22 protein-coding genes and 1 riboswitch are annotated in these 24,308 nt (G+C 40.5%); of the genes, 17 read left to right on the forward strand and 5 right to left on the reverse strand.

Going from position 1 to position 24,308, the window contains the following annotated elements; translation table 11 throughout:
* Window positions 1-411 precede the first annotated feature (411 nt).
* From phsA (SDEL_RS01355) to SDEL_RS01400, 10 genes are all read left to right on the forward strand, one after another.
* Window positions 412-2,706, forward strand: coding sequence for a thiosulfate reductase PhsA (phsA, locus tag SDEL_RS01355; RefSeq protein WP_012856068.1), 2,295 nt, complete (start codon window positions 412-414; stop codon window positions 2,704-2,706).
* Window positions 2,707-2,721: 15 nt separating this feature from the next.
* Window positions 2,722-3,294 carry a 4Fe-4S dicluster domain-containing protein gene (locus SDEL_RS01360; RefSeq protein ID WP_012856069.1) on the forward strand — a complete coding sequence of 191 codons (573 nt, stop codon included), beginning with the start codon at window positions 2,722-2,724 and terminating at the stop codon, window positions 3,292-3,294.
* Window positions 3,291-4,256 (forward strand): NrfD/PsrC family molybdoenzyme membrane anchor subunit, encoded by a 966-nt coding sequence (nrfD, locus tag SDEL_RS01365; RefSeq protein ID WP_012856070.1) that lies wholly within the window; start codon window positions 3,291-3,293, stop codon window positions 4,254-4,256. Before SDEL_RS01360 ends, nrfD (SDEL_RS01365) begins: the two co-directional genes overlap by 4 nt.
* A 123-nt stretch (window positions 4,257-4,379) precedes the next feature.
* Window positions 4,380-7,181 (forward strand): EAL domain-containing protein, encoded by a 2,802-nt coding sequence (locus SDEL_RS01370; RefSeq protein WP_012856071.1) that lies wholly within the window; start codon window positions 4,380-4,382, stop codon window positions 7,179-7,181.
* Between the two features lie 9 nt (window positions 7,182-7,190).
* On the forward strand, window positions 7,191-9,455 hold the full coding sequence (gene phsA, locus SDEL_RS01375) for a thiosulfate reductase PhsA (RefSeq protein ID WP_012856072.1): 2,265 nt from the start codon (window positions 7,191-7,193) through the stop codon (window positions 9,453-9,455).
* An 8-nt stretch (window positions 9,456-9,463) separates the two neighbouring features.
* Complete coding sequence (locus SDEL_RS01380) at window positions 9,464-10,030, forward strand: 4Fe-4S dicluster domain-containing protein (RefSeq protein WP_012856073.1); 567 nt, start codon at window positions 9,464-9,466, stop codon at window positions 10,028-10,030.
* Entirely contained in the window at window positions 10,027-10,995 is a 969-nt protein-coding gene (gene nrfD / locus SDEL_RS01385) for an NrfD/PsrC family molybdoenzyme membrane anchor subunit (RefSeq protein ID WP_012856074.1), read from the forward strand. The genes SDEL_RS01380 and nrfD (SDEL_RS01385) overlap by 4 nt, the downstream gene beginning before the upstream one ends.
* 3 nt (window positions 10,996-10,998) lie before the next feature.
* Window positions 10,999-11,670 (forward strand): response regulator transcription factor, encoded by a 672-nt coding sequence (locus tag SDEL_RS01390; RefSeq protein ID WP_012856075.1) that lies wholly within the window; start codon window positions 10,999-11,001, stop codon window positions 11,668-11,670.
* Window positions 11,657-12,838 carry a sensor histidine kinase gene (locus SDEL_RS01395; protein WP_012856076.1) on the forward strand — a complete coding sequence of 394 codons (1,182 nt, stop codon included), beginning with the start codon at window positions 11,657-11,659 and terminating at the stop codon, window positions 12,836-12,838. Before SDEL_RS01390 ends, SDEL_RS01395 begins: the two co-directional genes overlap by 14 nt.
* The gene (locus SDEL_RS01400) at window positions 12,835-13,683 is read left to right on the forward strand and encodes a cache domain-containing protein (RefSeq protein ID WP_012856077.1); all 849 of its coding nucleotides are present in this window, start codon (window positions 12,835-12,837) and stop codon (window positions 13,681-13,683) included. The genes SDEL_RS01395 and SDEL_RS01400 overlap by 4 nt, the downstream gene beginning before the upstream one ends.
* Here SDEL_RS01400 and SDEL_RS01405 read toward each other — a convergent pair.
* Together SDEL_RS01405 and SDEL_RS01410 are read right to left on the reverse strand one after the other, a co-directional pair.
* Entirely contained in the window at window positions 13,673-14,938 is a 1,266-nt protein-coding gene (locus SDEL_RS01405; protein WP_012856078.1) for a coproporphyrinogen III oxidase family protein, read from the reverse strand. The two genes, SDEL_RS01400 and SDEL_RS01405, sit on opposite strands and share 11 nt — an antisense overlap.
* Before the next feature lie 259 nt (window positions 14,939-15,197).
* Window positions 15,198-15,509 (reverse strand): DUF3817 domain-containing protein, encoded by a 312-nt coding sequence (locus tag SDEL_RS01410; RefSeq protein WP_012856079.1) that lies wholly within the window; start codon window positions 15,507-15,509, stop codon window positions 15,198-15,200.
* A gap of 127 nt (window positions 15,510-15,636) precedes the next feature.
* Here SDEL_RS01410 and SDEL_RS01415 point away from each other — a divergent pair, with 127 nt between their 5' ends.
* From SDEL_RS01415 to xseA, 5 genes are read left to right on the forward strand one after another with little or no spacing between them, the layout of a single operon-like run.
* The gene (locus SDEL_RS01415) at window positions 15,637-16,134 is read left to right on the forward strand and encodes a hypothetical protein (RefSeq protein ID WP_012856080.1); all 498 of its coding nucleotides are present in this window, start codon (window positions 15,637-15,639) and stop codon (window positions 16,132-16,134) included.
* Between the two features lie 57 nt (window positions 16,135-16,191).
* Entirely contained in the window at window positions 16,192-17,109 is a 918-nt protein-coding gene (locus SDEL_RS01420) for a manganese-dependent inorganic pyrophosphatase (RefSeq protein ID WP_012856081.1), read from the forward strand.
* A 10-nt stretch (window positions 17,110-17,119) separates the two neighbouring features.
* A complete protein-coding gene (locus SDEL_RS01425; RefSeq protein WP_012856082.1) occupies window positions 17,120-17,899 on the forward strand; it encodes a hypothetical protein in 780 nt (259 codons plus the stop codon).
* A 48-nt stretch (window positions 17,900-17,947) separates the two neighbouring features.
* Complete coding sequence (gene ubiE, locus SDEL_RS01430; RefSeq protein WP_012856083.1) at window positions 17,948-18,673, forward strand: bifunctional demethylmenaquinone methyltransferase/2-methoxy-6-polyprenyl-1,4-benzoquinol methylase UbiE; 726 nt, start codon at window positions 17,948-17,950, stop codon at window positions 18,671-18,673.
* A complete protein-coding gene (gene xseA, locus SDEL_RS01435) occupies window positions 18,673-19,926 on the forward strand; it encodes an exodeoxyribonuclease VII large subunit (protein WP_012856084.1) in 1,254 nt (417 codons plus the stop codon). The genes ubiE and xseA overlap by 1 nt, the downstream gene beginning before the upstream one ends.
* Here the strand turns inward: xseA and SDEL_RS01440 are convergent.
* The gene (locus SDEL_RS01440; protein ID WP_012856085.1) at window positions 19,923-20,909 is read right to left on the reverse strand and encodes an adenosine deaminase; all 987 of its coding nucleotides are present in this window, start codon (window positions 20,907-20,909) and stop codon (window positions 19,923-19,925) included. The genes xseA and SDEL_RS01440 overlap by 4 nt on opposite strands.
* Window positions 20,910-21,009: 100 nt before the next feature.
* A riboswitch (FMN riboswitch) is annotated at window positions 21,010-21,165 on the forward strand.
* An 86-nt stretch (window positions 21,166-21,251) separates the two neighbouring features.
* Between SDEL_RS01440 and ribB the strand changes: the two genes are divergently transcribed.
* Window positions 21,252-21,896 carry a 3,4-dihydroxy-2-butanone-4-phosphate synthase gene (gene ribB / locus SDEL_RS01445; protein WP_012856086.1) on the forward strand — a complete coding sequence of 215 codons (645 nt, stop codon included), beginning with the start codon at window positions 21,252-21,254 and terminating at the stop codon, window positions 21,894-21,896.
* On the opposite strand, the gene SDEL_RS01450 is transcribed toward ribB, so the two are convergent.
* Window positions 21,856-22,740: a LysR substrate-binding domain-containing protein gene (locus tag SDEL_RS01450; protein ID WP_012856087.1), complete on the reverse strand. Its 885-nt coding sequence runs from the start codon at window positions 22,738-22,740 to the stop codon at window positions 21,856-21,858. The two genes, ribB and SDEL_RS01450, sit on opposite strands and share 41 nt — an antisense overlap.
* Window positions 22,741-22,843: 103 nt before the next feature.
* Between SDEL_RS01450 and SDEL_RS01455 the strand changes: the two genes are divergently transcribed.
* The gene (locus tag SDEL_RS01455; protein ID WP_012856088.1) at window positions 22,844-23,866 is read left to right on the forward strand and encodes a YeiH family protein; all 1,023 of its coding nucleotides are present in this window, start codon (window positions 22,844-22,846) and stop codon (window positions 23,864-23,866) included.
* Between the two features lie 200 nt (window positions 23,867-24,066).
* Here SDEL_RS01455 and SDEL_RS01460 read toward each other — a convergent pair whose 3' ends face one another.
* Window positions 24,067-24,249 carry a hypothetical protein gene (locus SDEL_RS01460; protein WP_012856089.1) on the reverse strand — a complete coding sequence of 61 codons (183 nt, stop codon included), beginning with the start codon at window positions 24,247-24,249 and terminating at the stop codon, window positions 24,067-24,069.
* Between the last annotated feature and the right edge of the window lie 59 nt (window positions 24,250-24,308).

The following is a 24,308-nucleotide window of genomic DNA, read 5'->3' on the forward strand; positions in this document are numbered from 1 at the left end:
TTTATGTATTAGATTTTGTTCACAACCCATTGAAATAAGCGTTTTTAAACATAGCACATCACTTTTGAAACTCTTGATATTTCAAGGGGTCATACAAGAAGTCTAATGTAAAATGTCTCTATTTGTCAAGTAAAATATAAAATTAAAAGGCTCAGGTTTCTATTCTTAACGTTTGGCAATTTTAGTATAAGAAGTAAATGCAACTTCCAGAAGAACACCTCACATGTAAAACGTAAAAACATAAAATTTTACTATGTTTTTACGTCACTCATCTACTTCAATTCCCACAAAAAGCCTCTTAGTTTAAAATCAAACAAAAAAATATAAATTAAAATTCGTCTTTCAAATTTACATAAAATTTACATAGCTTTCCTAAGATACCACTATCAAATCTTATGAAAAGGATGAAAGATGACTCAAATGCTTAGCCGAAGAGGCTTTCTCAAGCTCTCTTCTACTGCAGCAGCCGTTGCAGGTTTTTCGAGCATCCCTGGAACTTTAGGTGCCATGGATGAGATCAAAAAACAGTACAAGGGCAACACAAAATTTACACCGAGTATTTGTGAAATGTGTACGAGTTCTTGTACCATCGAAGCACGTGTGGAAGATGGAAAAGGGATGTTCATTCGTGGCAATCCAAAGGATAAAAGCCGTGGGGGAAAAGTGTGTGCGAGAGGTTCGGCAGGGTTTAATCAGCTTTATGACCCACAACGTTTAGTCAAACCTATTATGCGTGTGGGCGAGAGAGGTGAGGGAAAGTGGAAAGAGGTCAGTTGGGACGAAGCATACACTTTCATTGCCAAAAAACTCGATGAAATCAAACAAAAGCATGGTGCGCATACGGTGGCATTTACTGCCCGTAGCGGTTGGACAAAAACATGGTTTCACAACCTCGCACAAGCCTATGGTTCTCATAACCTGTTTGGACACGAAGCAACCTGTCCATTAGCGTATGGTATGGCGGCGAAAGATGTCTACAATCACGGAAGTATTGGGCGTGATTTTGCCAAAGCCAAATACATTATCAACATGGGTCACAATGTTTTTGAAGGGATTGTTATCTCGTATGCTCGTGCGTATATGGATGCCCTTTCTCATGGTGCGAAACTCGTCACGTTAGAGCCTAGACTTTCAACCATGGCAGCCAAATCAACCGAATGGCATGCGATTAAACCAGGGCATGATTTGCCATTTGTTTTGGCGTTTATTCATACCTTGATTCATGAAAATCTTTACGATAAAAAATTTGTTGAGAAGTATTGTGAAGGGTTTGAGGAGTTAAAAGCTTCTGTTGAACCATATACTCCTGAGAAGATGGCTGTTGAGTGTGATATTCCAGCCGATACGATTAAACGCTTAGCCAGAGAGTTTGCAAAAGCGGCTCCAAAAGCGGTTTTTGACTATGGTCACCGTGTAACATTTACTCCTCAAGAGTTAGAGCTTCGCCGTGCGATGATGATGGTAAATGCTCTTGTGGGTGCTGTGGAGAAAGAGGGTGGATACTATTTGGGTAAAAGTGCGGATTTTTACAACCAGTTTATCGGTGAGGGTGATCCCAAAGCACCTAAACTTAAAAAACCAAAAATTCCTGCGTATCCAAAAGTGAGTGTTCCTCGCATTGATAGAATTGGCGAAAAAGACAGTGAATTTTTCTTAGCCAAAAAAGGGGCTGGTATTGTGACGTTGGTGCCACATGCGGCACTTAAAGAGCTTCCAGGAGTAGGTTACAAAATTCATGGTTGGTTTATTGCCCGTAATAATCCTGTGATGACACAATCGAATATGGAAAATGTCATTAAAGCGCTGAAGGCGATGGATTTGGTGGTCGTTCATGACATTCAAGTCTCCGATACGGCATGGTTTGCGGATGTTGTTCTTCCAGATACGACCTATCTTGAAAGAGATGAAGAGTTTACCGCCAGTGGTAGCAAAAACCCAAGTTACGGTGTGGGTCGCCAAAAAGTGGTTGAACCCGTAGGCGATGCACGTCCGGGTTGGCGTGTGGCAAAAGAGTTAGCGGAAAAAATGGGTTTAAGTGCGTACTTCCCATACAAAGACATTGAGGATTATCGTTTGCAACAAGTGGGCGATAATATTGATTTACTCGCCAAACTCAAAGCCAACGGCAGTGCGAGTTTTGGTGTGCCTCTTTTATTGCAAGATAAAAAAAGTGTTGCAAATTTTGTGAAAAAATTTCCATCTGCCGCGGTGCATGTTAATGAGGAAGGCACGATCGATTTTCCTCACAAAATTAAACTCTTTAGTCCCAAACTTGAAGAGGTTTCTAAAAAAGGAGCCCTTAGTTACGAGCCGTACAAATACAAAGAGAATGATGAGCTCTATTTTATCAATGGAAAATCAGCCGTTCGTACCAATGGTCATAACGGTAACAATGTGTGGCTTAATAACTTATTGGATGATGCGGCGGTGTGGATTCATCCAAAAACAGCAGCACGACTGGGCATTAAAAATGGCGATAATATCGAGGTTTATAACAAATACTCTAGCCAAAAAGGCAAAGCCCTCGTGACCAAAGGGGTTAGAGAAGATACGGTGTTTGCTTACTTTGGATTTGGTCATGTGAGTAAAGAGCTAAAACGTGCCTATGGCAAAGGTGTTCATAGTAATGCGCTTTATTCGCCACATGTATCGGCTAACTGCGGTATGAACCTGCATGTTGTTGGCGTTAAAGTTAAAAAAGCGTAAGGGGAGGAGAGAACAATGGCAAAAAAATATGCAATGGTCCACGACAACAATCTCTGCATCGGCTGTCAAGCGTGCAATGTTGCGTGTAGATCCGAAAATCAACTACCAGAATCAGTCTATCGTTTGCAAGTGTGGATTAAGCCTGAAGAGTATCCCAATGGAACACTAGGCTACGAATACCACCGCCAATCGTGTGTGCATTGTGAAAATACACCGTGTGTCAACGTCTGTCCAACCCACGCTTCGTTTAAAAATGAAGATGGCATCGTGCTTGTAGATGTGGACTTGTGCGTGGGATGTTTGTACTGTGTGGCAGCCTGTCCGTATCAAGCACGTTACGTAGACCCAGTAACCAAAGCGCCCAATAAATGTACCTTTTGCTACGAATCACGCTTAAGCAGAGGCGAAGAGCCTGCGTGTGTGACCGTGTGTCCCACAGAAGCGTTGGTATTTGGGGATTTAAATGACCCTCAAAGCAAAATCAACACCGTGCTTTCAGAGCGTGTCACGTACCAACAAAAAGAGAGACTTGGAACAAAGCCAAAAATGTTTATTGTACCAAACCATAAAGGAGGGATCAAATCATGAATCACATCGCAGGCTCATTAGAGCAATACTCAACACTTATATGGCATTGGCCGATTGCGGTTTATCTTTTTTTAGCAGGACTCTCTGCGGGTGCGGCGATGACCTCTTTGATGGTAAAATGGATAGAAGGTAACAACAAAGCGCCATGGGATGGTTTGATTAAAGCAGGTGCGCTTCTAGCGCCACTGACCATTTGTTTGGGTCTGTTTTTATTGATTTTTGACTTAACAAGACCGCTTCATTTTTGGAAATTGTTGATTCATTATAACTTTAGCTCGGTGATGACACTGGGTGTTTTAGGCCTTTTTATCTATACGCCACTGAGTTTCATTTACGCAGCGATTAAGTTTAAACCGTGGTTGTTTGAAACGGGTCCTTTTGCAGGACTTTTAAAACCGTTTAAAGGCATCATTGACAGTATTGGCGACAATCCAGCATGGTTAGAGCGAACCCTTTTCTTGTTTGCGGTTATCATCGGTATCTATACAGGCTTTTTACTCTCAGCCATGTACAGTTATCCGCTCTTTAACACACCGTTGTTGCCGATTCTTTTTCTCGCTTCTGGGCTTTCATCAGGCGTTGCGGCTTCGATTTTGTTTGGACTTCTCTTTTTCAAATCAGAGGTCAACCAAAAAAATGCCAAATACCTTTTGGAGCTTGACTTAAGAGTGGTACCGATGGAGTTGTTGCTTTTATTTGCACTCTTTGTGGGTATGTATTTTCAAGGAGGCGATAAAACACTCGTTGCTATCCAAGCTTTAACCACAGGTGTGTGGGCATATGTCTTCTGGATTGGTGTGATTGGGATTGGTATTGCTACGCCTCTTTTAATTGCGGTAACGGCTTTAAGACACCATGCGTACCGTGTAGGTTACATTTTGCTTAATTCCGTAGTCGTACTTGTGGGTGTTGTTTTCTTAAGACTTTACATTCTCTATGCGGGTCAAACCTTCGTAGGCTAAAAAAATAGTCAAAAACCCCCAAAATTGGGGGTTTTTTTTATTGGTAAAATGGTTTTATTGTGATAGAATTTCCCATGTATCGCCGCCTTAAAGGAATTACAAAATACTATCTGGGGCATTTTTGTGAAATTAATCAACCATACCTATCAAACGCTTGAGGCGTTAGAAGTCTTTGTTAAAAGTACTTTTAAAGGCGATGAGCACTTACTCATTCAACTTTTTTGTGGTGAAGTCGAACACCATCAACTCTCTTCTGTTATCTCCTTTTTAAAATCCTTTTTTTCTAATAGTGTACTCATTGGTGCTAGTACCGCTGGAGAGATAGCTTCTGGAGTGATATATTCGCATTCGATACAAATCAGTTTTTGCCATCTTGAAAAATCTCAAGCGAAAGTTTATTATTTTGAGGATGCCAGTTTTGAAAATGGGAAAAAAGCTGCACAGGCACTTTTAGAGGATGATACCAAAGTATGCATCGCTTTTTCACACCCTTTTGGAGAAGATGATAGTGAATCTTTTTTAGAAGGATTTAATATGCACGCCTCGCATATTCCTTTAGCAGGGGGTAATGTTGCGGATAAATTTTTACTTCAAAAAACGTCTATTATCTATGAAAATCAAATCGTAGAACGGGGTATTGTGTTGGTTGGTTTACGTGGAAAATCTTTACATGTAAATAGTGCGTATTCTTTAGGTTGGACACCTTTAGGTAAAGAGTTTTTAGTAACCAAAGCACACAATAACGCACTCTACGAAATTGATGGTGTGCCTGTAAAGTCAATTTATGAGCACTATTTAGGAAGCGGTAGTGTGAAAAAATTTCCTTACAATGCGATGGAATTTCCATTTATGAAAATGTCTGATGGCATCGAAGTGTATCGTTCTTTAATTGCTCAAAACACAGATGGTTCGTTTCACTATGCAGGGCATCTTATTGTAGGAGATACAATACGTTTTGCCATTGGAAATGTTGAGGAGATTATGCAAAAAGCCTTACTTTTACAAGAAAAAATGGATGAAAAACCAGTAGAAGCACTTTTTGTCTATTCGTGTAGTGCACGACAACTTTTTCTCAAAGAGCATTTAAATTATGAGTGTGAGCTTTTAGAAAATATTGCGCCAACGGCTGGATTTTTTACCTATGGGGAGTTTTTTCACTCCAAGCGTAAAAATCAGCTTTTTAATCTTGCTACTACGGTTTTAGGACTCAGTGAATCTGATTTTATGGTGAATCATACGGTGACTAAAACGCCAGAAGTACACTGTTCAACCCTCAAAGCCCTTACCCATTTAGTCAATACAACTCAGCATGAACTCGATGTTAATGTCAATTTTCTTAATCAGTATAAAAAAATATTAGACGCATCTTGTATGGTCTCTAAGGTGAGTGTTGATAAGGTGATTACCTATGTCAGTGAGCCTTTTTGTGCCATGGCTGGTTTTTCAAAAGAGGAGATTTTAGGGCAAAGCCACCGTATTTTTAGACCCAGTGATGCTGACCCTTCTTTGTATGATGATCTTTGGGCAACAATACGTAAAAAAGAGATATGGAAAGGCATAACCAAAGGGGTTAATAAAAGTGGGCAAACGCATTATTTGCAAAATACGATTATGCCTATTTTGGATGAAAATGGGGAGATTTTAGAGTATATTTGTGCGCATTTTGATATCACAGAGTTGGTGCTTAAAGAGAGAATTATTGAGAAGCATTTTAAGGATGAACTCACAGGCTTTGGAAACAGAGAAGCCCTCTTTTACCGTTTAAATTTAGACCATCAGCCTAAATTGTTGGTTTTGATTAATTTGGTTGGATTTTCAGAGATCAATGACTATTTGGGCTATGATGTGGGTGATGAGCTTTTAAAATATGTAGGGCGTTTTTTAGCGACGAGTTTTCATAATTGCAGTGATGTGGTGTTTCGTATCAATGGTGATGAGTTTGCAATTCTTTTATGCGGTAATGATTTGAAAAATGATGGTATAGATGCATTTATTACTAAAAGTGTCAAAGAGTTAGAGAAAAAAGTTTTCACGATTCACGGATATGAAGTTGTGCTAAGGCTCAATGTGGGTGTGGCTGAGGGCAGGGATGCTAAAGTGTACATGCGTTCGCACATTGCGCTTAAAGAGGCAAAAAAAGAGAATAAGTTGATACTGTTTTACCGTGATGAAGATGAGGGATTAAAACAAAAAACCAAACACAATTTATATACGATTCAAAAGATAAAATATGCCATTGAAAATGACCGTATTGTGCCTTTCTTTCAAGGTATTTATGACAATACACTGCATCAAATCACCAAGTATGAAGTGCTGATGCGTTTGCAAGAAGAGGATGGGAGTTATTTAAGTCCCTATCATTTTTTAGAACAGGCGAAGAAAACAAGGTTGTATGAGAAACTGACCAAGATTATGATTCAAAAGGTGTTTGCCTACTTTAAAGATTTGCCGTTTGATTTTTCAATCAATCTCACCAAAGGCGATATGCTCTCCTCTTCTGTCAAGGAGTCTTTGTTTGAGCATATTAAAAATTTTCAATGTGGGCATCGGGTTATTTTAGAAATTGTTGAATCTGAGGGTATTGAAAATTTTCATGAGATTATCCATTTTATTTATGAGGCGAAAAAGTTGGGATGTCGCATAGCCATTGATGACTTTGGAACGGGTTATTCTAATTTTTCGTATCTTATCAAGCTTGATATTGATTTTTTAAAGATAGATGGCTCGTTGATTCGAGATATTCATATCAATGAAGTGAATTTTATGATGGTTGATACCATGGTCTCGTTTGCGCATAAAATGGGCTACAAGGTGGTGGCTGAATTTGTCGATAATCCGGAGGTTCAAGCTAAGCTTGAATCTTTACATGTAAACTTCTCACAAGGCTATTTGTTTAGTAAACCAATGCCTATGATTGAGCGATAAAGGGCTTACATGTACAATCAAAAACGCAGGGATTTTTTCAAAATTGCCACATCCACAGCACTCCTTCCTAGCGGTTTGAGCGCTCAGGGACTTTTAGGTGGGGAAGATAAATCCATCCGTTCCCTCTGTGAAATGTGCAGTAGCCGTTGTGCGATGGAAGCACGTGTGAAAAATGGCAGAGTGGTTTCAGTGCAGGGCAATGCGTACATGAAAGAGATGGAAACCTCTTTGTGCGCAAGAGGGGTGGCGGGTATTTCTCAACTTTACGATACGCAAAGGCTCACACAACCGCTGATTCGCATGGGAAAACGGGGTGAAAACAGGTGGCGTGCGGTGAGTTTAGAAGAAGCGCTATCGTACATTGCCAATAAACTTAGCGATTTGAAAAAAAACTATGGGGCTAAAAGCGTTATCTTCTCCTCTAAAACAGGAGAGTCGTACGATATGTTACGCTCTTTTGCTTATGCGTTTGGCTCACCCAATGTATTTTCTCACTGGAGTTCGTGTCCGATTGCGATTGAGAGTGCGTTTGAGCATACGTTTGCAGAGCGATTGGAGCGGGATTTTGAAAACGCCAATTATATTATCAATTTTGGGCATAACCTTTTTGAAGGGCTGGATATTCCTTTAACCAAAGCAATGGCACGTTTTGCCTCCAATCCGTCTAAAAAATTGGTGGTGCTTGATCCACGTTTTTCGGTAATGGCATCGAAAGCGGATGAGTGGTATCCCATCAAGGCGGGAAGTGATTTGGCGTTTGTTCTGAGCCTTTTACATGTATGGATTCGTGATGGAAAATACGACAAAGCGTTTGTTAAAGAGTACACGGTAGGATTTGAAAAACTAGCCGATTCACTTAAAGAGCTTACCCCACAATGGCAAGAGTCTTTCACTTCCATCCCTGCACGGGTAGTGGAGAGAATTGCGCATGAAGTGTATGAGGCTTCCCCTCGGTGTATTTTGGACTGGGGGCACAAAGCCACCACGTCTCCTTCGGAGTATCAGCGAAGCAGGGCGATTATTATTGCGAATGTTTTAATGGGAAATGTGGAAAAACGAGGGGGTATCTACTTTGTAAAGAGTGCGGAGCGTATCAATGCCTTATCTAGGGAAAAGCGTGTTCCAACGCTCAACAACGCTTACCCTAGAGTGTTTCCAAACGAAGAGCGTTTAGAAGGAGCTGGACAAAAGGGAGCGTATGCTTTTACATCTCAAGAACACGGCGTGTTGCAAGCCATTCCTGAGGCGATACTGTCGCAAAAACCTTATGCCATTAAAGGATGGTTTTTAACCCGTCACAATCCTCTCATTACCCTTGCGCATCCGCAAAAAATGAAAGAGGCGATGGAAGCTTTGGAATTGATTGTGGTGAATGATATTTATCTGAGTGAAACAGCGATGATGGCAGATGTGGTTTTGCCAGAAGCCACTTATTTGGAGCGGGATGAGGGTGTTCGTGACCAGAGTGATAAGGTGCCGTGTTATACGATGCGAAATCGTGTGATTGTTCCTTTGGAGGGGACAAAAAGTGCTTTAGAGATGCTAAGAGCTTTGGCACATACCATGGGAATAGATGGGCATTATGCGTGGCGTACAATAGCAGAACTTCGTGCCTATCAAGCCAAAGGCGTGGAAAATGTCTTAGAGACACTTTTGCGCAGAGGTGTGGTGCAATTTGGGATTCCTGAGCTTTTTATGCGAGAGCCAAAAGATGTGAGCATTTTTATGGAGCGTTTTCCTAAAAGTCAACTATTTTTAGATAAAGATGGTGTGTTTGGAAAGGTGCTTAAAACCTTATCAACGCCTTCGGGAAAGATAGAGCTTTTCTGCGAAGCCATTGAGGCGCAGTTTAGCGGTTATGGTACACCACAGATGGTGGATATGGATGTGACGCAAGGGTATCCTTATGTGCTGATGAGTGGTAAAAGTGCCATTCATACCAATGGGCATACTCAAAATGTTCCCTATTTGCATCAACTGATGTCTGATAACCCTATTTGGATGCATCCTCAAACAGCCAAAGCACATGGTCTCAAAATGGGAGAGACATTTTATATCGAAAATGGCATTGCTAAAGAGAGGGCAACGGCATTTATCACAGAGGGAATTCGCCCTGATACCCTGTTTGCGTATATGGGCTTTGGAAGAGAGGCTCCTGCTTTAAAACGGGCGAACGGCAAAGGGCTTAATCCCTCAAAACTACTCTCTTTACGCAGTGCGCCTGTGTGTGGAGCGATGATCAGTAATGTGGGTGTGAAGATTTCAAAAGTGTAGGGTAAGAGATGGGAAAAGCGTATCGGTTGATTTACGATGAAAATGCCTGTATTGGGTGTCAAGCGTGCAGTGTGGCGTGTCGTGTGGAGCATGGTGTGCCAGAGGATTTTTTTAGGCTTCAAGTACGTATGGAGCTTAAAGGCACTTTTCCAAATCTAGGTATGCACTATGAGCGCATGGCGTGTGTGATGTGTGAAAATCCCCCATGTGTCAGCGTTTGCCCGACCTTTGCCTCGTTTCAAGATGCACAAGGATTGGTGCATATTGATGAGCGAGTGTGTATTACATGTAAATATTGCATTTTAGCCTGTCCTTACCATGCACGTTTTGTCAATCCTATAAAAAATGTGGTTGAAAAGTGTGATTTTTGTTATGACACAAGGCTTTCTAAAAAACTTTTACCTGCGTGTGTGAGTATTTGTCCAACCGAAGCGCTGACATTTGGCGATATGCATGAAGCCCAAAGTGAAGTGCATTGTCTCTCCATGCGTGAGGTTTTGATTTTCCCTAAAGCGCATCTTCAAACAAAACCCAAAGTCGCCTTTATTCCCAATCGAAAAGGGGTCAAATCATGACACCAATTTGGGGCAGTGTGGCACAGTATGAGATGATTCATTGGTCGTGGGCGATTGCAGTCTATCTTTTTCTAGCAGGGCTTAGTTCAGGCTCTATCATGGTCGCTCTTCTTGTAAAATGGAACCGCCATGAACGCAGTAACTCCTCGATTTGGGATGCGATGATTAAATCAGGTGCGGTGGTCGCCCCTGTGGCAATTTTTCTAGGTCTGCTTCTTTTAGTAGTCGATTTGGGGCGTCCTCTTTCTTTTTATTGGCTTTTGATTCGCTACAACATTACCTCGGTGATGAGTTTGGGGGTACTTTTTTTACTGCTTTATACGCCTATTGTGGTGGTGTTTATGCTCTTAGTCTTTGAGCGTACGGTGATTAAATATACCTTTTTATCGCCTTTGGTGGCTTTGATTCAAACGGTGAAAGAGCTACACTCGTATGCAAAAGTGATTGAGTATTTTCTTTTTATTACGGCGTTGTGTATTAGTTCTTATACGGGATTTTTACTCTCTGCTTTGTATGCGATTCCTTTGTGGAATAGCCCTGTTTTACCTATTTTATTTTTGACTTCAAGCCTCTCTTTAGGGATTGCGGTGAACATTTTAACAGGACTTCTTTTTTTTAAAAGTACGATGAATGCCGAGAGCATCAAATACCTTTTGGTGCTGGATTTGCGGGTTATTTTAACGGAGTTGCCACTCTTAGCCCTTTTATTTATTGGGATGGTTTACGCAGGGGAAGAGTCCGCACAAGCGGCAAAAGCAGCGCTTTCACAAGGCTTTTGGGCAGGACTTTTTTGGATAGGGGTGATTGGTGCAGGACTTGGTTTGCCTTTGCTGACTGTTATTTTCGCACTCAAAAGTCATGTATATCGTTTGCATTATGTTGTGATTAACTCGATGGTAGTGATTGCAGGGGTGCTTATTCTTCGCTATTATATTGTCTATGCAGGGCAAATTTATTTAGGATAGGGCATGAAAATTTTATTGTTAGAAGATGATTATAACTACAACGAAAGTATCAAAGAGTATTTGGAACTTCTAGGCTATGAGGTGGATGCTTTTTTTGATGGCGAGAGTGCGTTGGATGCGATTATGCAAAAGACCTACTATCTCTTTTTACTCGATGTCAAAGTGCCTAAATTAAATGGTCACGAACTGATAAAATACATCAAAGAGGCGAACATTACCACACCCATTATTATCATTACCTCTTTGGTGGATATTGACAATATCGCTATTGGGTATGAGCTTGGGTGTAATGACTATCTTAAAAAGCCTTTTGAGCTTAAAGAGTTAGAACTGCGTGTGAAAGAGTTGATTAAGAAGCATTACCAAACCAGCTCCGAGAGTGAGTTTACACTCGCATGTGGGTATATCTTTAACTTTGAGACAGGAGAGCTTAAAAAAGAGGATAAAACGATTGTGACGTTTACCTCAAAAGAGCAAGATTTGGTGCGTTTTTTGATTCGTCGAAAAAACAGTTTTTGTGATATTGAGATGATTCGTGAAAACGTGTGGGAAGGCAAAGAGATAAGCTATGCAGACATACGAATGTATATTCGAAAAATTAGACTGAAAGTAGGAGATGAGCATTTCATCAAATCATCCAGAGGCTTAGGATACAAAATCGATGTTGTCTTATAACCCACTGCGTTTGGTTTTTGTTTATACCCTTCTTGTTATGGCACTTTTTTGTGTGCCCAGTTACTTTGCGATTCAAAGTACCATTATGGAAGAGAAGTATAAAGCTACGCACGAATTGGTTGAATGGATAGGCAACCATGAAAAAACGATTTTTGCAACGCCTTCGTTTGAAATTCCTCGTAGTGTGCGTTTTCATATCAATATTTACGATGACAGGCATGCATTGTTGCATTGTGATATCACTGAGCCTTTGAATGATTTGGATTTTAGGGTGCGGTTTATTTATCCTTTTTTGTACTATCAAAAAGAGGTTAAAACGCCTGAGGGGCTTTACTATTTGGTGGTGCAACTCCAACTGAATTACGCCAAAATCATCTTTTTAACCACAATGCTTTTTTTTAGTGTGCTTTTTTTGATTTACGTGATGAGTCATATTTTTATCAACTCCAGTATCTATCCTTACCGTAAAACGCAACAATACATGAACGATTTTTTTAACGATTCGATGCATGAGCTTAAAACGCCTTTGGGTGTGATTAACATCAATGTTGAACTGCTTTCGCATTACAGTGCTCCTTCCAAGCATCTTCAACGCATTAAAGCAGCCACCAAGCAGATGCAGATGACCTATGAAGATGTGGAGTATTACATTAAAAATAAAAAGGTAACCTATAATAAAGAGGTGATTAATCTCTCCGAATATCTTAATTTGCGTATTGCTTTTTTTGAAGATATTGCGATTTCAAAGTCCATCGTTTTGGTGGCGAATGTAAGTCCTAAAATGATGATTTATATGAATAAAGTAGAGTTGCAACGCATCATTGATAACACACTTTCCAACGCCATAAAATACTCTTTTTTTCAAGGCATAGTGGAAATTGGTTTGGTTGAAAAAGATGAGACGCAGTGTATTTTAACGATTCAAGATTATGGGCAGGGCATTAAGGATTTGTATAAGGTTTTTAAACGCTTTGAGCGGGAAGATTCAGTGCAGGGTGGTTTTGGATTGGGGCTTAATATCGTCCATAATATCTGCAATAAAAACGACATTGACATCGAAATAGAGTCGTATGAAAACAAAGGTTCACGCTTTACTTACATTTTCAAACGGGATAAAAAGAAACTGCTGGATTTTGTTGAAGCAGATGAGAAAAAGGGTCTTTCATGAAAGAGAAAAAGTTTTTTTTAAGTGCGACGCTGATGTTGCTTTTTGGCGTTATTATGCTCTTTTTGTATCAAAAATCAATGGCATATGAAGAGGAAGAGGCGTTGCAAAAGCAGATGGACTCTTTGCTGTTGACCCTGCACACGAAAATTAAAGAAACAACAACGATTTCGCTCGCTAGTTCAGTGGTTTTGGCAAAAAATCCTTATGTCCTTGCCTGCTTGAGAGAGCAAGATAAAGAGAAGTGTTTGGACTACTTGATAGAGATTAAAAATACCCTTGCGTATGCTAATGTTTTTGAAAATGCCCGTTTTCATCTTCATACCAAAACGTTTAAGAGTTTTATGCGGTTGTGGGATTATAACAATCAAGCGCTTGATGATTTAAGTGCTTTTCGCCATGCGTTAGAGAAAATCAAGGAAACAAAGTATCCGATGGATGGGGTTGAAATCGGGCGACATGGAATGTTTTTGCGTGCGATTGTGCCTGTTATTGATGCGCATGAGTATCTAGGAACGCTAGAAACAGTGGTTGATTTTAAGGCGCTGAGTGATTATTTTAGTAAAGATGGTGTGACGTTTTATGTACTGATGAAAAATGAGTACCGCTCCATCGCCAATGCGATTGTGTATGATGAAAAGCTCTCGTTAGATAACTATACGATTGTCAATCAATCTTTCAATGGACTCTATTTTATTAAAGAGATGAATTTTCAAGGTACGGGTTATGTCAAGCGAGGTGACCACTACGTCCTTTATACACCGATTATGGATTTGAATGGCGAAAATGTAGGGTTTTTTGTTTTAACATGGAAAGAGAGTCTCTCCTTAGCCTCGTTTAAAGGCTAAGGTTTTTTCTCGCTTCATTTCGGATTCTATCCATGCCCATGTAAAATTCTTTCATGAGTACTAAAAAGAGATAATCCCCAAACTCTGTGGTGACAATGCTCTCTTTATTCTCTTTAATCGCTTTAGCAAATTTAAGCGCCATCAGCTCTTTTTTAAGGGCATCTTCGATTTTGATGCCAAACATTATTTCAAATTTTTTCTTTGAGAGTTTGCCGTTGAAAAGATCAACCATCAAGCGATAGTACATACGAGAATTTGCCTCAAAGGTACGCTCTTTAACCACCGCACTTTTTCTCTGTGCAATACATTCTGCGTATTTATCAAGCGCAAATTCGTTATGGTAGAGGGTGTTGTTGATAAAACTAAACGAGCCAGAGCCCACACCTACATACTCTTCATTGTCGATGACGTACTCATCAAAAATCGCCTCTTTCTCTTTGGAAAATGACCAACCATGACGAGAGGGGTAAGACTTTTTAAGAGACTCTTTGATGATGTTAAAAAACTCATATTCATTGGTAAGGCTAAATTTCCCTAGGGTTTTAGTCACACTGCTTTTGACCATAGATGAGGTCATCAGCGGGTAAAAACTGCTCTGCTCAGGTGAGAGTTTTGTCAATGTTTCAATATCGTACAAAAGATTTTCCTTGCTTTGATTAGGAAAATTAAAAATCAAATCCACACTGGTAATTGGTAAAATACCGAGCATGGAGGCAATTTTTCGGTACACCTCTTCGCCTGAGCCAAATTTTTCATAGCGTCCGAGTTTTTTCAAAAGTGTGTCATCAAAGGTTTGAACACCCACAGAGAGGCGATCGACCAAACCATCGAGGCGAAGCACGGTTTTGGGTTGAATGTGGTTAGGGTCACTCTCACAGGAAACATGCTTAATGTCAAAGAGTTTTTTCACCAGTTCAATGGTTTGAATCAGCTCTTCTTCATCAATGAGCGGTGTTCCTCCCCCAATGACAAGGTAGTTAAAACGATAGCCAAGTGCTTTTACATGTAAAATCTCTTCACGCAAATGTTTAAAGTAGTGGGTTGCTGCCTCTTTGGTGTAGTTAAATTTGTTAAAGGAGCAGTAGGGACAAAACATGGTACAAAAAGGCACATGAATGTACAACAGATACTCTTTATCTTCAGGCGGTGGCGGCAATCTATCAGCAGGCTTTTTTACATGTAAATAGTGTTTGGTGTATTGGTGCATAAAATAACTGGTCGCATTGGTGATAATCTTAACGTTGTTTTCTCTCATAATCTCTTTCCTCTTTTACGCTTACTGTGTGCATTATAATGCGTTTGTGTGATATTTCGAAGGTGATGAATGTCACAGCTTCTTCACTCTTGACTTACGGTAGCTCTTTAGTACCATTTTTTAAGAAATTTTTTCATTTCTCTTTGGGCATTATAAAGGGTAAGCGTAATTTTTATGTAAATAAATGGTAACACAGAAAAAAAGGAAAAACGGGGGAAGAACGTTTTACATGTAAGGCTACACTCTATAATCCTAAATTTTATGAAACGGCATTGTTTTCTTCTCGTAAGCGTTTGAGTTTGGTATCGAGTAAAAAAGGGGCAAAGGGAATCAGTGAACAGGCGAAACAAAAAAGGGAAAATTTTAATTCCCATTGGTAGCGCATGGAAGCGTGAAAAAGTGAAGCGACAAAGAGAATGAACAAAACACCGTGCGTCATACCAATATAGCGTACTAACGTGGGGTCTCCTGCGATGTACTTAAGTGGCATGGCAATGCCAATTAACACTAAAAAGGAGACTCCATCCATCGCACTAAAAAGGCGCACTCTTGTTAAGCTGTTTCGTAACATTATTTAACTCCTTGACGAAAAAAGTATCATAGCCAAAGAGATTAAATTGTTGTTAAATAGAATCTTCCGCACAGTGAAAATTGAGTTATAATGAAGCCAGAAAATCTTTACATGTAAAGGAGAAAAAATGAAGGCGTTAAAGTATTTTTTCATGGTTTTACTGATGAGTGCATCCATGCTTTTTGGGGCTGATTTTGGTTGGATGTCAGGGCTTAATACACGTTATGAGTCTAATCCAACAGGTCTTCGCTCAGGGCTTAATGAGCGTTTTAATGTGGGCGATGCAGTCATTTCAAGCGTCGTGAAAAGTGTGGCAAAACCTGCTGATGCGTATATGATTTTGAAATTAGCAGAGATGTCAGGTTTGAGTTCAGGTGATGTGTTGAAACGTTATGAGCGAGATAAGGGCAAAGGTTGGGGTGCTTTGGCGCAAAGTTTGGGGATTAAACCAGGTTCGCCTGAGTTTAAAGCACTAAAAGCTGGGCACGATATGGACGCTGTTTCAAAGAAAAATGCCAAAGATAAAAAAGACGCCCGTGAAAAGTCAAATGAAAAATCCAAGGCTAAAAAAGATAAAGCGGATGATTTTTCGGACAAATCCAAAGGCAAAGGCAAAAACCAATAGCATTTTAAAATTGCGTTAAATCGGTTATAATTGCAAAAAAACTCAAAGGACTTTTCAATGCAAACCTATGCATGTGGACATATCAATCCCGATTCAGATTCTGTGGTATCGGCGATTTCCCTCTCATATCTCAAAACAAAACTGGGTGAAACCTGCACACCCGCACGTCAAGGAGAGTTAAGCCCCGAGACAAAATTTATCCTTAGTACCTTCAAACTAGAAGCGCCTCTACTTAAAAATGACTTCTCAGGCGATAATCTTTACATTACCGATTATTCAGACCTTGCACAAGCCCCACACAATCTTAAAGAGACCAACATTTTAGGCATTGTTGACCATCATAAGCTCGGTGACATTACCACTACAACGCCTCTTGAGTGTTGGATTCGCCCTGTGGGTTGTACCAATACGATTGTCAAAGAGATGTTTGACCACTATAAAATTGACATTCCAAAAGACATCGCAGGAGCGATGATGCTCGCCATTTTAAGTGATACGGTGTTGTTCAAATCGCCAACGTGTACCAAAACGGACACCAAAGCGGTGAAAGAGTTGGCGCAAATTGCGGGCGTGGAAGATTTTAAGGCGCTGGGTATGGAGATGTTTTTAGTCAAATCCGCCGTCAAAGGCGCAAGCCCTCGTTCACTCTTACTTCGTGATTATAAAGACTTTGAGATGGGTGGCAATAAAATTGGCATCGGTCAGCTTGAAGTCGTTGATTTAAAAGTCTTTGATGAGATGAAAGAATCCCTTTTTGCGGATATGAAAGCCTATAAAGAAGAGGGCAATCGTCACACCGTGATGCTTTTATTGACAGATATTATGGTTGAAGGCTCTCAATTTTTAGTGGTGAGTGATGATGAGAGTAAGATTGAAAATGCGTTCAATACCAAATTAATCAACCATGAAATGTGGGTCGATAAAATTTTAAGTCGTAAAAAACAGGTGATTCCTGTTATGGAAAAGCAGTTTTAAAAGCGCTTTTGTGAAAAAAAGTCCGCTGAAAAAACGCTACCTCCTTCAAAATCCCAAAGAAGCAGTGCGCACCTTTGCCACTGCTTTTCCTTCCTATGAAAAGCTCTTTTTAGGGCTTTACCTTGAAAATTCTAGCCACTATGCAAATCCTTTGGGAGTTTTGAGTATTCGTTTTGAAAGGGTTGAAGAGATAGTAGTTTTTGAGGATATCTGTGCTTCTTACATTTGTGAAGAGGTGAGTGAGGATAAGCGGTATAAAAAACGTTTTCTCTTGTTGTTTGGCATACCAGAGCGTTATGACTTTTTGATTGAAGAGGTCTTTAAACGCTGTGATGCCCTTAAAATGCCCCCTTTTGAATTTGCTTTGCTAGGGGGAATGAGCAGTCAAAAAGTCTTACGGGTCTTGTTGTATCAACAGATGCGTTGCTTGGAAGAAGCGGTTGCTCTTTTGCTCGAAGATGATGCCAAAGCCCCTAAACGCCTAAGTCTTTATGCACGTGAGTGTATCGCTCTTTTGGAGTTGGGTCGTTCTTTATTTGATGCTTCTTTGTGTGAGGGTTTTATGGAGAAACTATCACTTTTTACATGTAAACAGAGGGTTGTTTTATTGCGTTTTGTGCAGACAAAGGCGTATGAGACATTTAAAATGGATATGGACTTTTTTTTAAGAGAGCAAAGTGGGTTTTATCTTTTAGAAAAGAGTGAGATGCCTTTATTTTTTTTGCTGAAAAAAAAGCACAAAAAAGGGAGTGCTAGGATAGTAAAAAGGCTTAGAAAAGCGCTGATTTAAAATTAAATGTTCATTTGCTACAATAAGAGATAATTAGATGTATAAGGGATGATTTTGGAGACCAACGAAAATAAACAGCAAAAAATTGTGCAAATGTTCGATGAAATCGCAGGAACGTACGATACGGCGAACCGTGTTTTAAGTATGGGCATTGACATTCAATGGCGTAAAACAGCGTGTGATGAAACGTTTTCAAGGTATCAAAAGCCCATTGCGTTGATTGTCGATGTGGCGTGTGGTACGGGTGATATGATGGGATATTGGGCAAAGCAGGCGAAAAAAGCAGGACGAAAGATAGAAAAAATTTTGGGGATTGACCCATCCGTTGGGATGACCGATGTGGGTAAACAAAAATTTCCAGAGTTTGAGTTTGTGATTTCTGAAGCAACAGCACTTCCTTTGGAGAATGAAAGTGCGGATATTTTAAGTATTAGTTATGGTATTCGCAACGTGGTGAAGCGCCAAGATGCGTTTAAAGAGTTTGCCCGTGTGCTTAAAACGGGTGGTTATGTGGTGATTTTAGAGTTTACCAAAGATGAGAAAAAAGGTATTTTCTTTGTTCTGAAAGATTTTTATTTGAACAAAATTCTTCCTATCTTAGGTGGACTGATTTCTAAAAACAAAGCCGCATACGAGTATCTCCCCAACTCCATTGAAGGTTTTTTAACCTCTTCTATGCTTCAAAAAGAGCTAGATGAAGCAGGTTTTGAGACGGAGTTTTGTAAAAGCTTCTCTATGGATATTTCAACCCTTGTGATCGCTAAAAAACGCTAATGAGTCAAACCCTTAGCGTCTCAACGCTGAACAACCAAGTCAAATCTTTGCTTGAGGCAACCTTTTTACATGTAAGTGTAGAAGGAGAAGTCTCAAGACCCACCTATCATAGCTCAGGGCATCTCTACTTTACCCTTAAAGATGCGGATTCTTCCATTTCGTGTGTGATGTTTAAGGGTAATACGAAAAGCTTGAAGTTTCAAGTTGAAGAGGGTTTGTCGGTGGTGGTGCATGGCTCAATTTCGGTTTTTTCACCCCGTGGAACCTACCAAATCAACTGTACGTCGATGGAACCCTCAGGCAGTGGGGCATTGGCACTGGCGTATGAACAGCTTAAAGCCAAACTCGGCGCAAAAGGCTACTTTGAAGCGGGGCGTAAAAAACCTCTGCCTCGTTTTGTCAATCACATCGCTTTGGTTACCTCTGGTACAGGTGCGGCACTGCAAGATATGCTCAGAGTTGCCACCAAACGCTGGCCTTTAGTAAAAATTACCCTTATTGATACGTTAGTGCAAGGCGAGGGGGCGAAGTTTGCGATTGCCTCCAATATCGCTCGTGCGGATACTTTGGGGGTAGATGTCATCATCGTTGGGCGAGGTGGTGGCAGTGTGGAGGATTTGTGGGCGTTTAACGAAGAGGTGGTTGCGGATGCCATCTTTACATGTAAAACCCCTGTGGTCTCTTCTGTTGGGCATGAAATCGACTATGTGATTAGCGATTTTGTCGCTGATATGAGAGCGCCAACCCCTTCGGCTGCGATGGAGATGATTCTGCCTGATAGCACAGAGATGCTTCAACGCCTTGATAGCATGATGGAGCAGTCTCACTTGCTTTTTAGACGTCTTTTGCACAGCAAAGAGGAGCAGTTAGAACAGCTTAAACGTCTGTTTGCTAAACGCTCCATAGATGAAAAACTCGCTTTAATGAAGGGAGAGATTGCGTTTGTGGAGCGTCAACTGAACGATAAAATGCTACTGATGCATCGTGAAAAGTCGGCTCAAGTGGCATTGTTATTGGAGCAAATGAGTTTTCAAACAAAGCAAAATCTAGCCAAAAAAGAGCAATTACTCTCTTCGTATACCCTTGCTCTGCACTCAAAAGAGCCAAGCCGTGAGCAAAAAGAGTGTTATGCACAGGTGGTAAAAGCTGGGAAAAAAGTAGCACTTGAAAAGATTGCGGAGGGAGAGACGTTTGAGTTACAAACGCCCCATACGATTTTGACGGCTCAGGCACTTCATCATCGAAAGCTCTAGGTAAAGAGTTGGAGGTATTTTTCCTTCTCCTCTTCGCTTAAAAAGGAGGCTTTAAAACTGTTTTTAGCCAATGCCACAAGGTCATGTTTACTCGCTCCCAAATCATGGGCCAATGCCAAATAGTTTTCATTGAGATAACCCCCAAAATAGGCAGGATCATCAGAATTGACGGTGACTAAAACACCTTGATGCAAGAGTTTTAAAATGTTGTGGTTTTTCATCTCATCCACAGCGCAGAGTTTGACATTTGAGAGCGGACAGACGGTAAGGGCAAGTTGTTTTTCGATAAGAAAATCAACCAGCGTCGCATCTTCATCGCAACGAATCCCATGGTCAATGCGGTTTACATGTAAAAGCTTTATCGCTTCCCAAATGTAAGAGCTATCGCCCTCTTCACCTGCGTGTGCGACGATTTTATATCCTTCTTGTCGTGCACGTTTAAAAACCCGCTCAAACTTAGAAGGAGGATGCCCCACCTCACTCGAATCTAAGCCTACTCCTATAATATGATGCTTAAAAGGTAAAGATTCTTTAAGGGTTTCATACGCCTCTTTTTCGCTGAGGTGACGTAAAAAACACATAATCAAAAAGGAGCTAATGCCCAGCTCTTTTTTCGCCTTTTGAAGCGCTTTGACAATGCCACGCACCACCACACCAAAAGCAATGCCTCGTTTGGTGTGGGTTTGTGGGTCAAAAAAGATTTCTACATGTAAAATGTTTTGAACTTTGCATTTTTGCAAATACGCCCATGTCAAATCAAAAAAATCAATCTCCTCAACGAGCACACTCGCCCCTGCGTAATAGAGGTCTAAGAAGGATTGTAAGGAGTTAAAATTGTACGCCTCACGTACTTCTTGAATACTCGCATAAGGAAGGGCTATCTCATTTTTTTGCGCCAATTTAAACATCAACTCTGGCTCTAAAGTGCCTTCAATGTGAAGGTGCAGTTCAGCTTTGGGAAGGTTTTGAATGAATTTTTTCATACGACCTCACTTTTTTTATGTATTATAGCAATTTCACGCAATTTTGTTAAAAACTTACCTTAAAGAATTTTAAGAAATAAAATGTATAATTTTGGCGAAACTTATTTCTCAGGGCAGGGTGCAATTCCCTACTGGCGGTAATCTTCTAGGAAGAGAGTCCGCGAGCGCTTTTGTCTTTACATGTAAAGGTAAAAGGTCAGCAGATTTGGTGTAACTCCAAAACCAACGGTTAAAGTCCGGATGAGAGAGAATGTAGTCTATGATTGCCATTGTTTGTGACAAGTTCAGTGCTATATTTAACAATGCCCTGATTCAAGTTTACTCTAAACCAAAGGGTTTACCATGAATCAAATGTGTGCGAATTTCTCGTTAGAACACTCCGTTTCGCTTGCTCTAAAAGCGCTTCAAAACAAAAAAGGTGTCATTGTCATGGATCGTTATGATCGTGAAAATGAAGCCGATATTATCTTTCATGCCGAGTCCTTAACCCCTGAGCAAATGGCACTTCTCATTCGTGAGTGCAGTGGCATTGTCTGTTTATGCTTACCGCCTCAAAAAGTAGAAGAGCTAGAACTTCCTATGATGGTCTCGCACAATGAGTCAAAATTTCAAACCGGTTTTACCATCTCCATTGAAGCTAAAGAGGGTGTGAGCACAGGTGTGAGTGCGAAAGATAGAGTCACCACCATTCAAGCAGCCATCCATCCTGAGGGCAAAACAAAAATCGTCTCTCCTGGGCATGTTTTTCCTTTGCGTGCTCGTGAAAATGGGGTCTTAGAGCGTGAGGGGCACACCGAAGCCTCGGTAGACTTGATGAAGCTCGCAGGGCTTTCCCCGTATGCCGTACTGTGTGAAATGACTAACGCCGATGGGTCTATGAGTGTGGGCGAAACGATACGTTTGTTTGCGCAAAAGCATGATTTTCCTATGATAAGCATTGATGAGATTATTGCCTATCGGAAGATGCTTCAAGGACAAAACGCTTAAATTCGCTAAAGAGTTTACTGGCGTATTTGTCTTTGTGGTAAATAAGATAAAAAGGGCGTTTGAGGCTGATATTTTTGAGTGTCACCTCAAACAACTCCCCTCGTTTTAGCTCATTTTCGACCACCACACGAGAGAGGCAGGTGATACTTTCGTTGTAGCGAAGTAAAAGGGTTTTTGCCTCCTCAAACTCACTAAATTCTAAAAAGAGCGGAAGGGTTTTGACACTCTCCCCTAAAGCCTCTAAAAAAACCTCCCGTGTGCCTGAGCCCTTTTCTCGCAAAATCCACTTTTTATCAAAGAGCTCATCAATGTAGCACTGTTTGTTGTGAAGCGCTTTGTCGCTACTCACGACGATAAGCTCATCATCAGCGATGACCTCTTTGCGTATCTCTTTTTCATCACACGAGGATTCGATAAAACCCATATCTATCGCTCCATTTTTCACCATTTCAATGATAGAGGCTGAGTTTTGAATGGTTTTATGCACACTCACACTAGGATGCAAGAGACGAAAATCATAAACGATGCTTGGCATAAGGTACTCGCCGATGGTCTTACTCGATGCGATTTTTAAACTTCCAGCAAGGGCGTTGTGCGAAAAAAAGAGTTGGGCTTCTTTGAGTGCTTCATAATGCGGATGGGTTTTTTCATAAAAGAGCCTTCCTTTTTCACTTAAGACCAATTTTTTGCCAATACGGTCAAACAAAGGCTCTCCTACTTTTTTCTCTAAAGATTTGATGGCAAGGGAGATGGCAGACTGCGTAATGCCTAGCTTTTTAGAGAGATTGCACAGATGGGCATCTTCGCAGAGATGGTAAAAAATGCTTAATTCTTTGAGTGTCATGGCTACTTCTTAATTAAAAATATTTATGATTATATCGAGTTTAATTTATTTTACTTATTGTTTTGAATGATTTATAATTGACAAAAAAACTAAGGATTTAGAGGTGTTTCAAAAAGCCAATCGTTCCAATACCCTAAGCGGTCTTTTATTTGTCGCTTTATTTGCCATGAGCGCAAGTTACATTGCCCAGTTTGAAGGACTTAAGCGTTTGGGCATAAGCCCTTTAATTGTGGGGATTTTACTGGGCATGTTCTATGCCAATACCTTGCGTCATAAACTCCCCAAAGAGTGGGAAGCGGGCATTTTTTTCTCCACCAAAACGCTTTTACGAGCGGGCATTGTGCTCTATGGTTTTCGAGTGAGTTTTCAAGAGATAGCGCATGTGGGTATGGTGGGTGTTGTGGTGAGTGTCTGCGTGGTGGCTTCAACCTTTCTCATTGGCTATGTGGTAGGAACGAAGTTTTTAAAACTCGATAGAGACACCACCATCTTAACCAGTGTGGGCAGTTCCATCTGTGGAGCGGCGGCGGTTTTAGCAACCGAGCCTGTGGTTAAAGGTGAAGCGTATAAAAGCACGGTTGCCGTTTCTACCGTGGTGCTTTTTGGAAGCATTGCGATGTTTTTGTATCCGTTTATCTATCAGTTAGGCTTAGTGCCTCTATCCCCTGAAGCGATGGGCATTTACATTGGAGGGACGGTGCATGAGGTCGCACATGTGGTGGCTGCGGGTAATGCCATTAGCGAAGATGTGGCGCAAAGTGCGGTCATTGTGAAGATGATACGGGTGATGATGATAGCCCCTTTTCTCATTTTGCTTGGTTTGTACTTAGCCAAAAGTAGCTCTCAAAGCAGAGGCAAAACGGTGGTGGCGATTCCGTGGTTTGCGCTCTATTTTATAGGGGTGGCGGGATTTAACTCTTTGCATCTTCTGCCCAGTAGCGTGGTGGAAAACATCAATGTGCTTGACACCTTTTTGCTCACCATGGCGATGAGTGCGCTAGGCATGGAGACGCATGTTCACAAATTTAAAAATGTGGGCATGAAGCCTTTGTATTTGGCAGGGATTTTATTTTTGTGGTTGATTTTTGGAGGATATTACATCGTAAAACTTTCGTTGATGGTGTAAGGGCTTATAGACTTTTTTTCAGGTAAAAAATTAAATTTCAGAAAGTTAAAAGTTTAACTCTGACCCACTAAAATCTGAATGCCGAGCTGAGAAATAGTTGTGCCCGCAGGGTCAACTATTTCTCTCCAAGATTTTGTTATGTTTCTTTGCTCTTTATCGTCAATGTAATTTAAATATAAATTTGTCATATATATAAACACTTAAAATTTGATTTTTTTCAATTTCATTTCCCGAATCTTCTTCAAGTAACTTGAGAAAAAATTATCATTCTTAAGCTGTTCTATCAATTCTTTTGTAACTTCTTTATCGGCTTCTTCAGTGGGTACATCATTGTATTCTATTAGTAAGTTTTTAATGTTTTCAATTGAAATATTATTTTTCATTCTTCTTCCTTTATATTTGCTGATTAGCTATTTCTAATTTTTTTCTCAAGAAATGCTTC

It is taken from the genome of Sulfurospirillum deleyianum DSM 6946, from assembly GCF_000024885.1.
Lineage (GTDB): Bacteria > Campylobacterota > Campylobacteria > Campylobacterales > Sulfurospirillaceae > Sulfurospirillum > Sulfurospirillum deleyianum.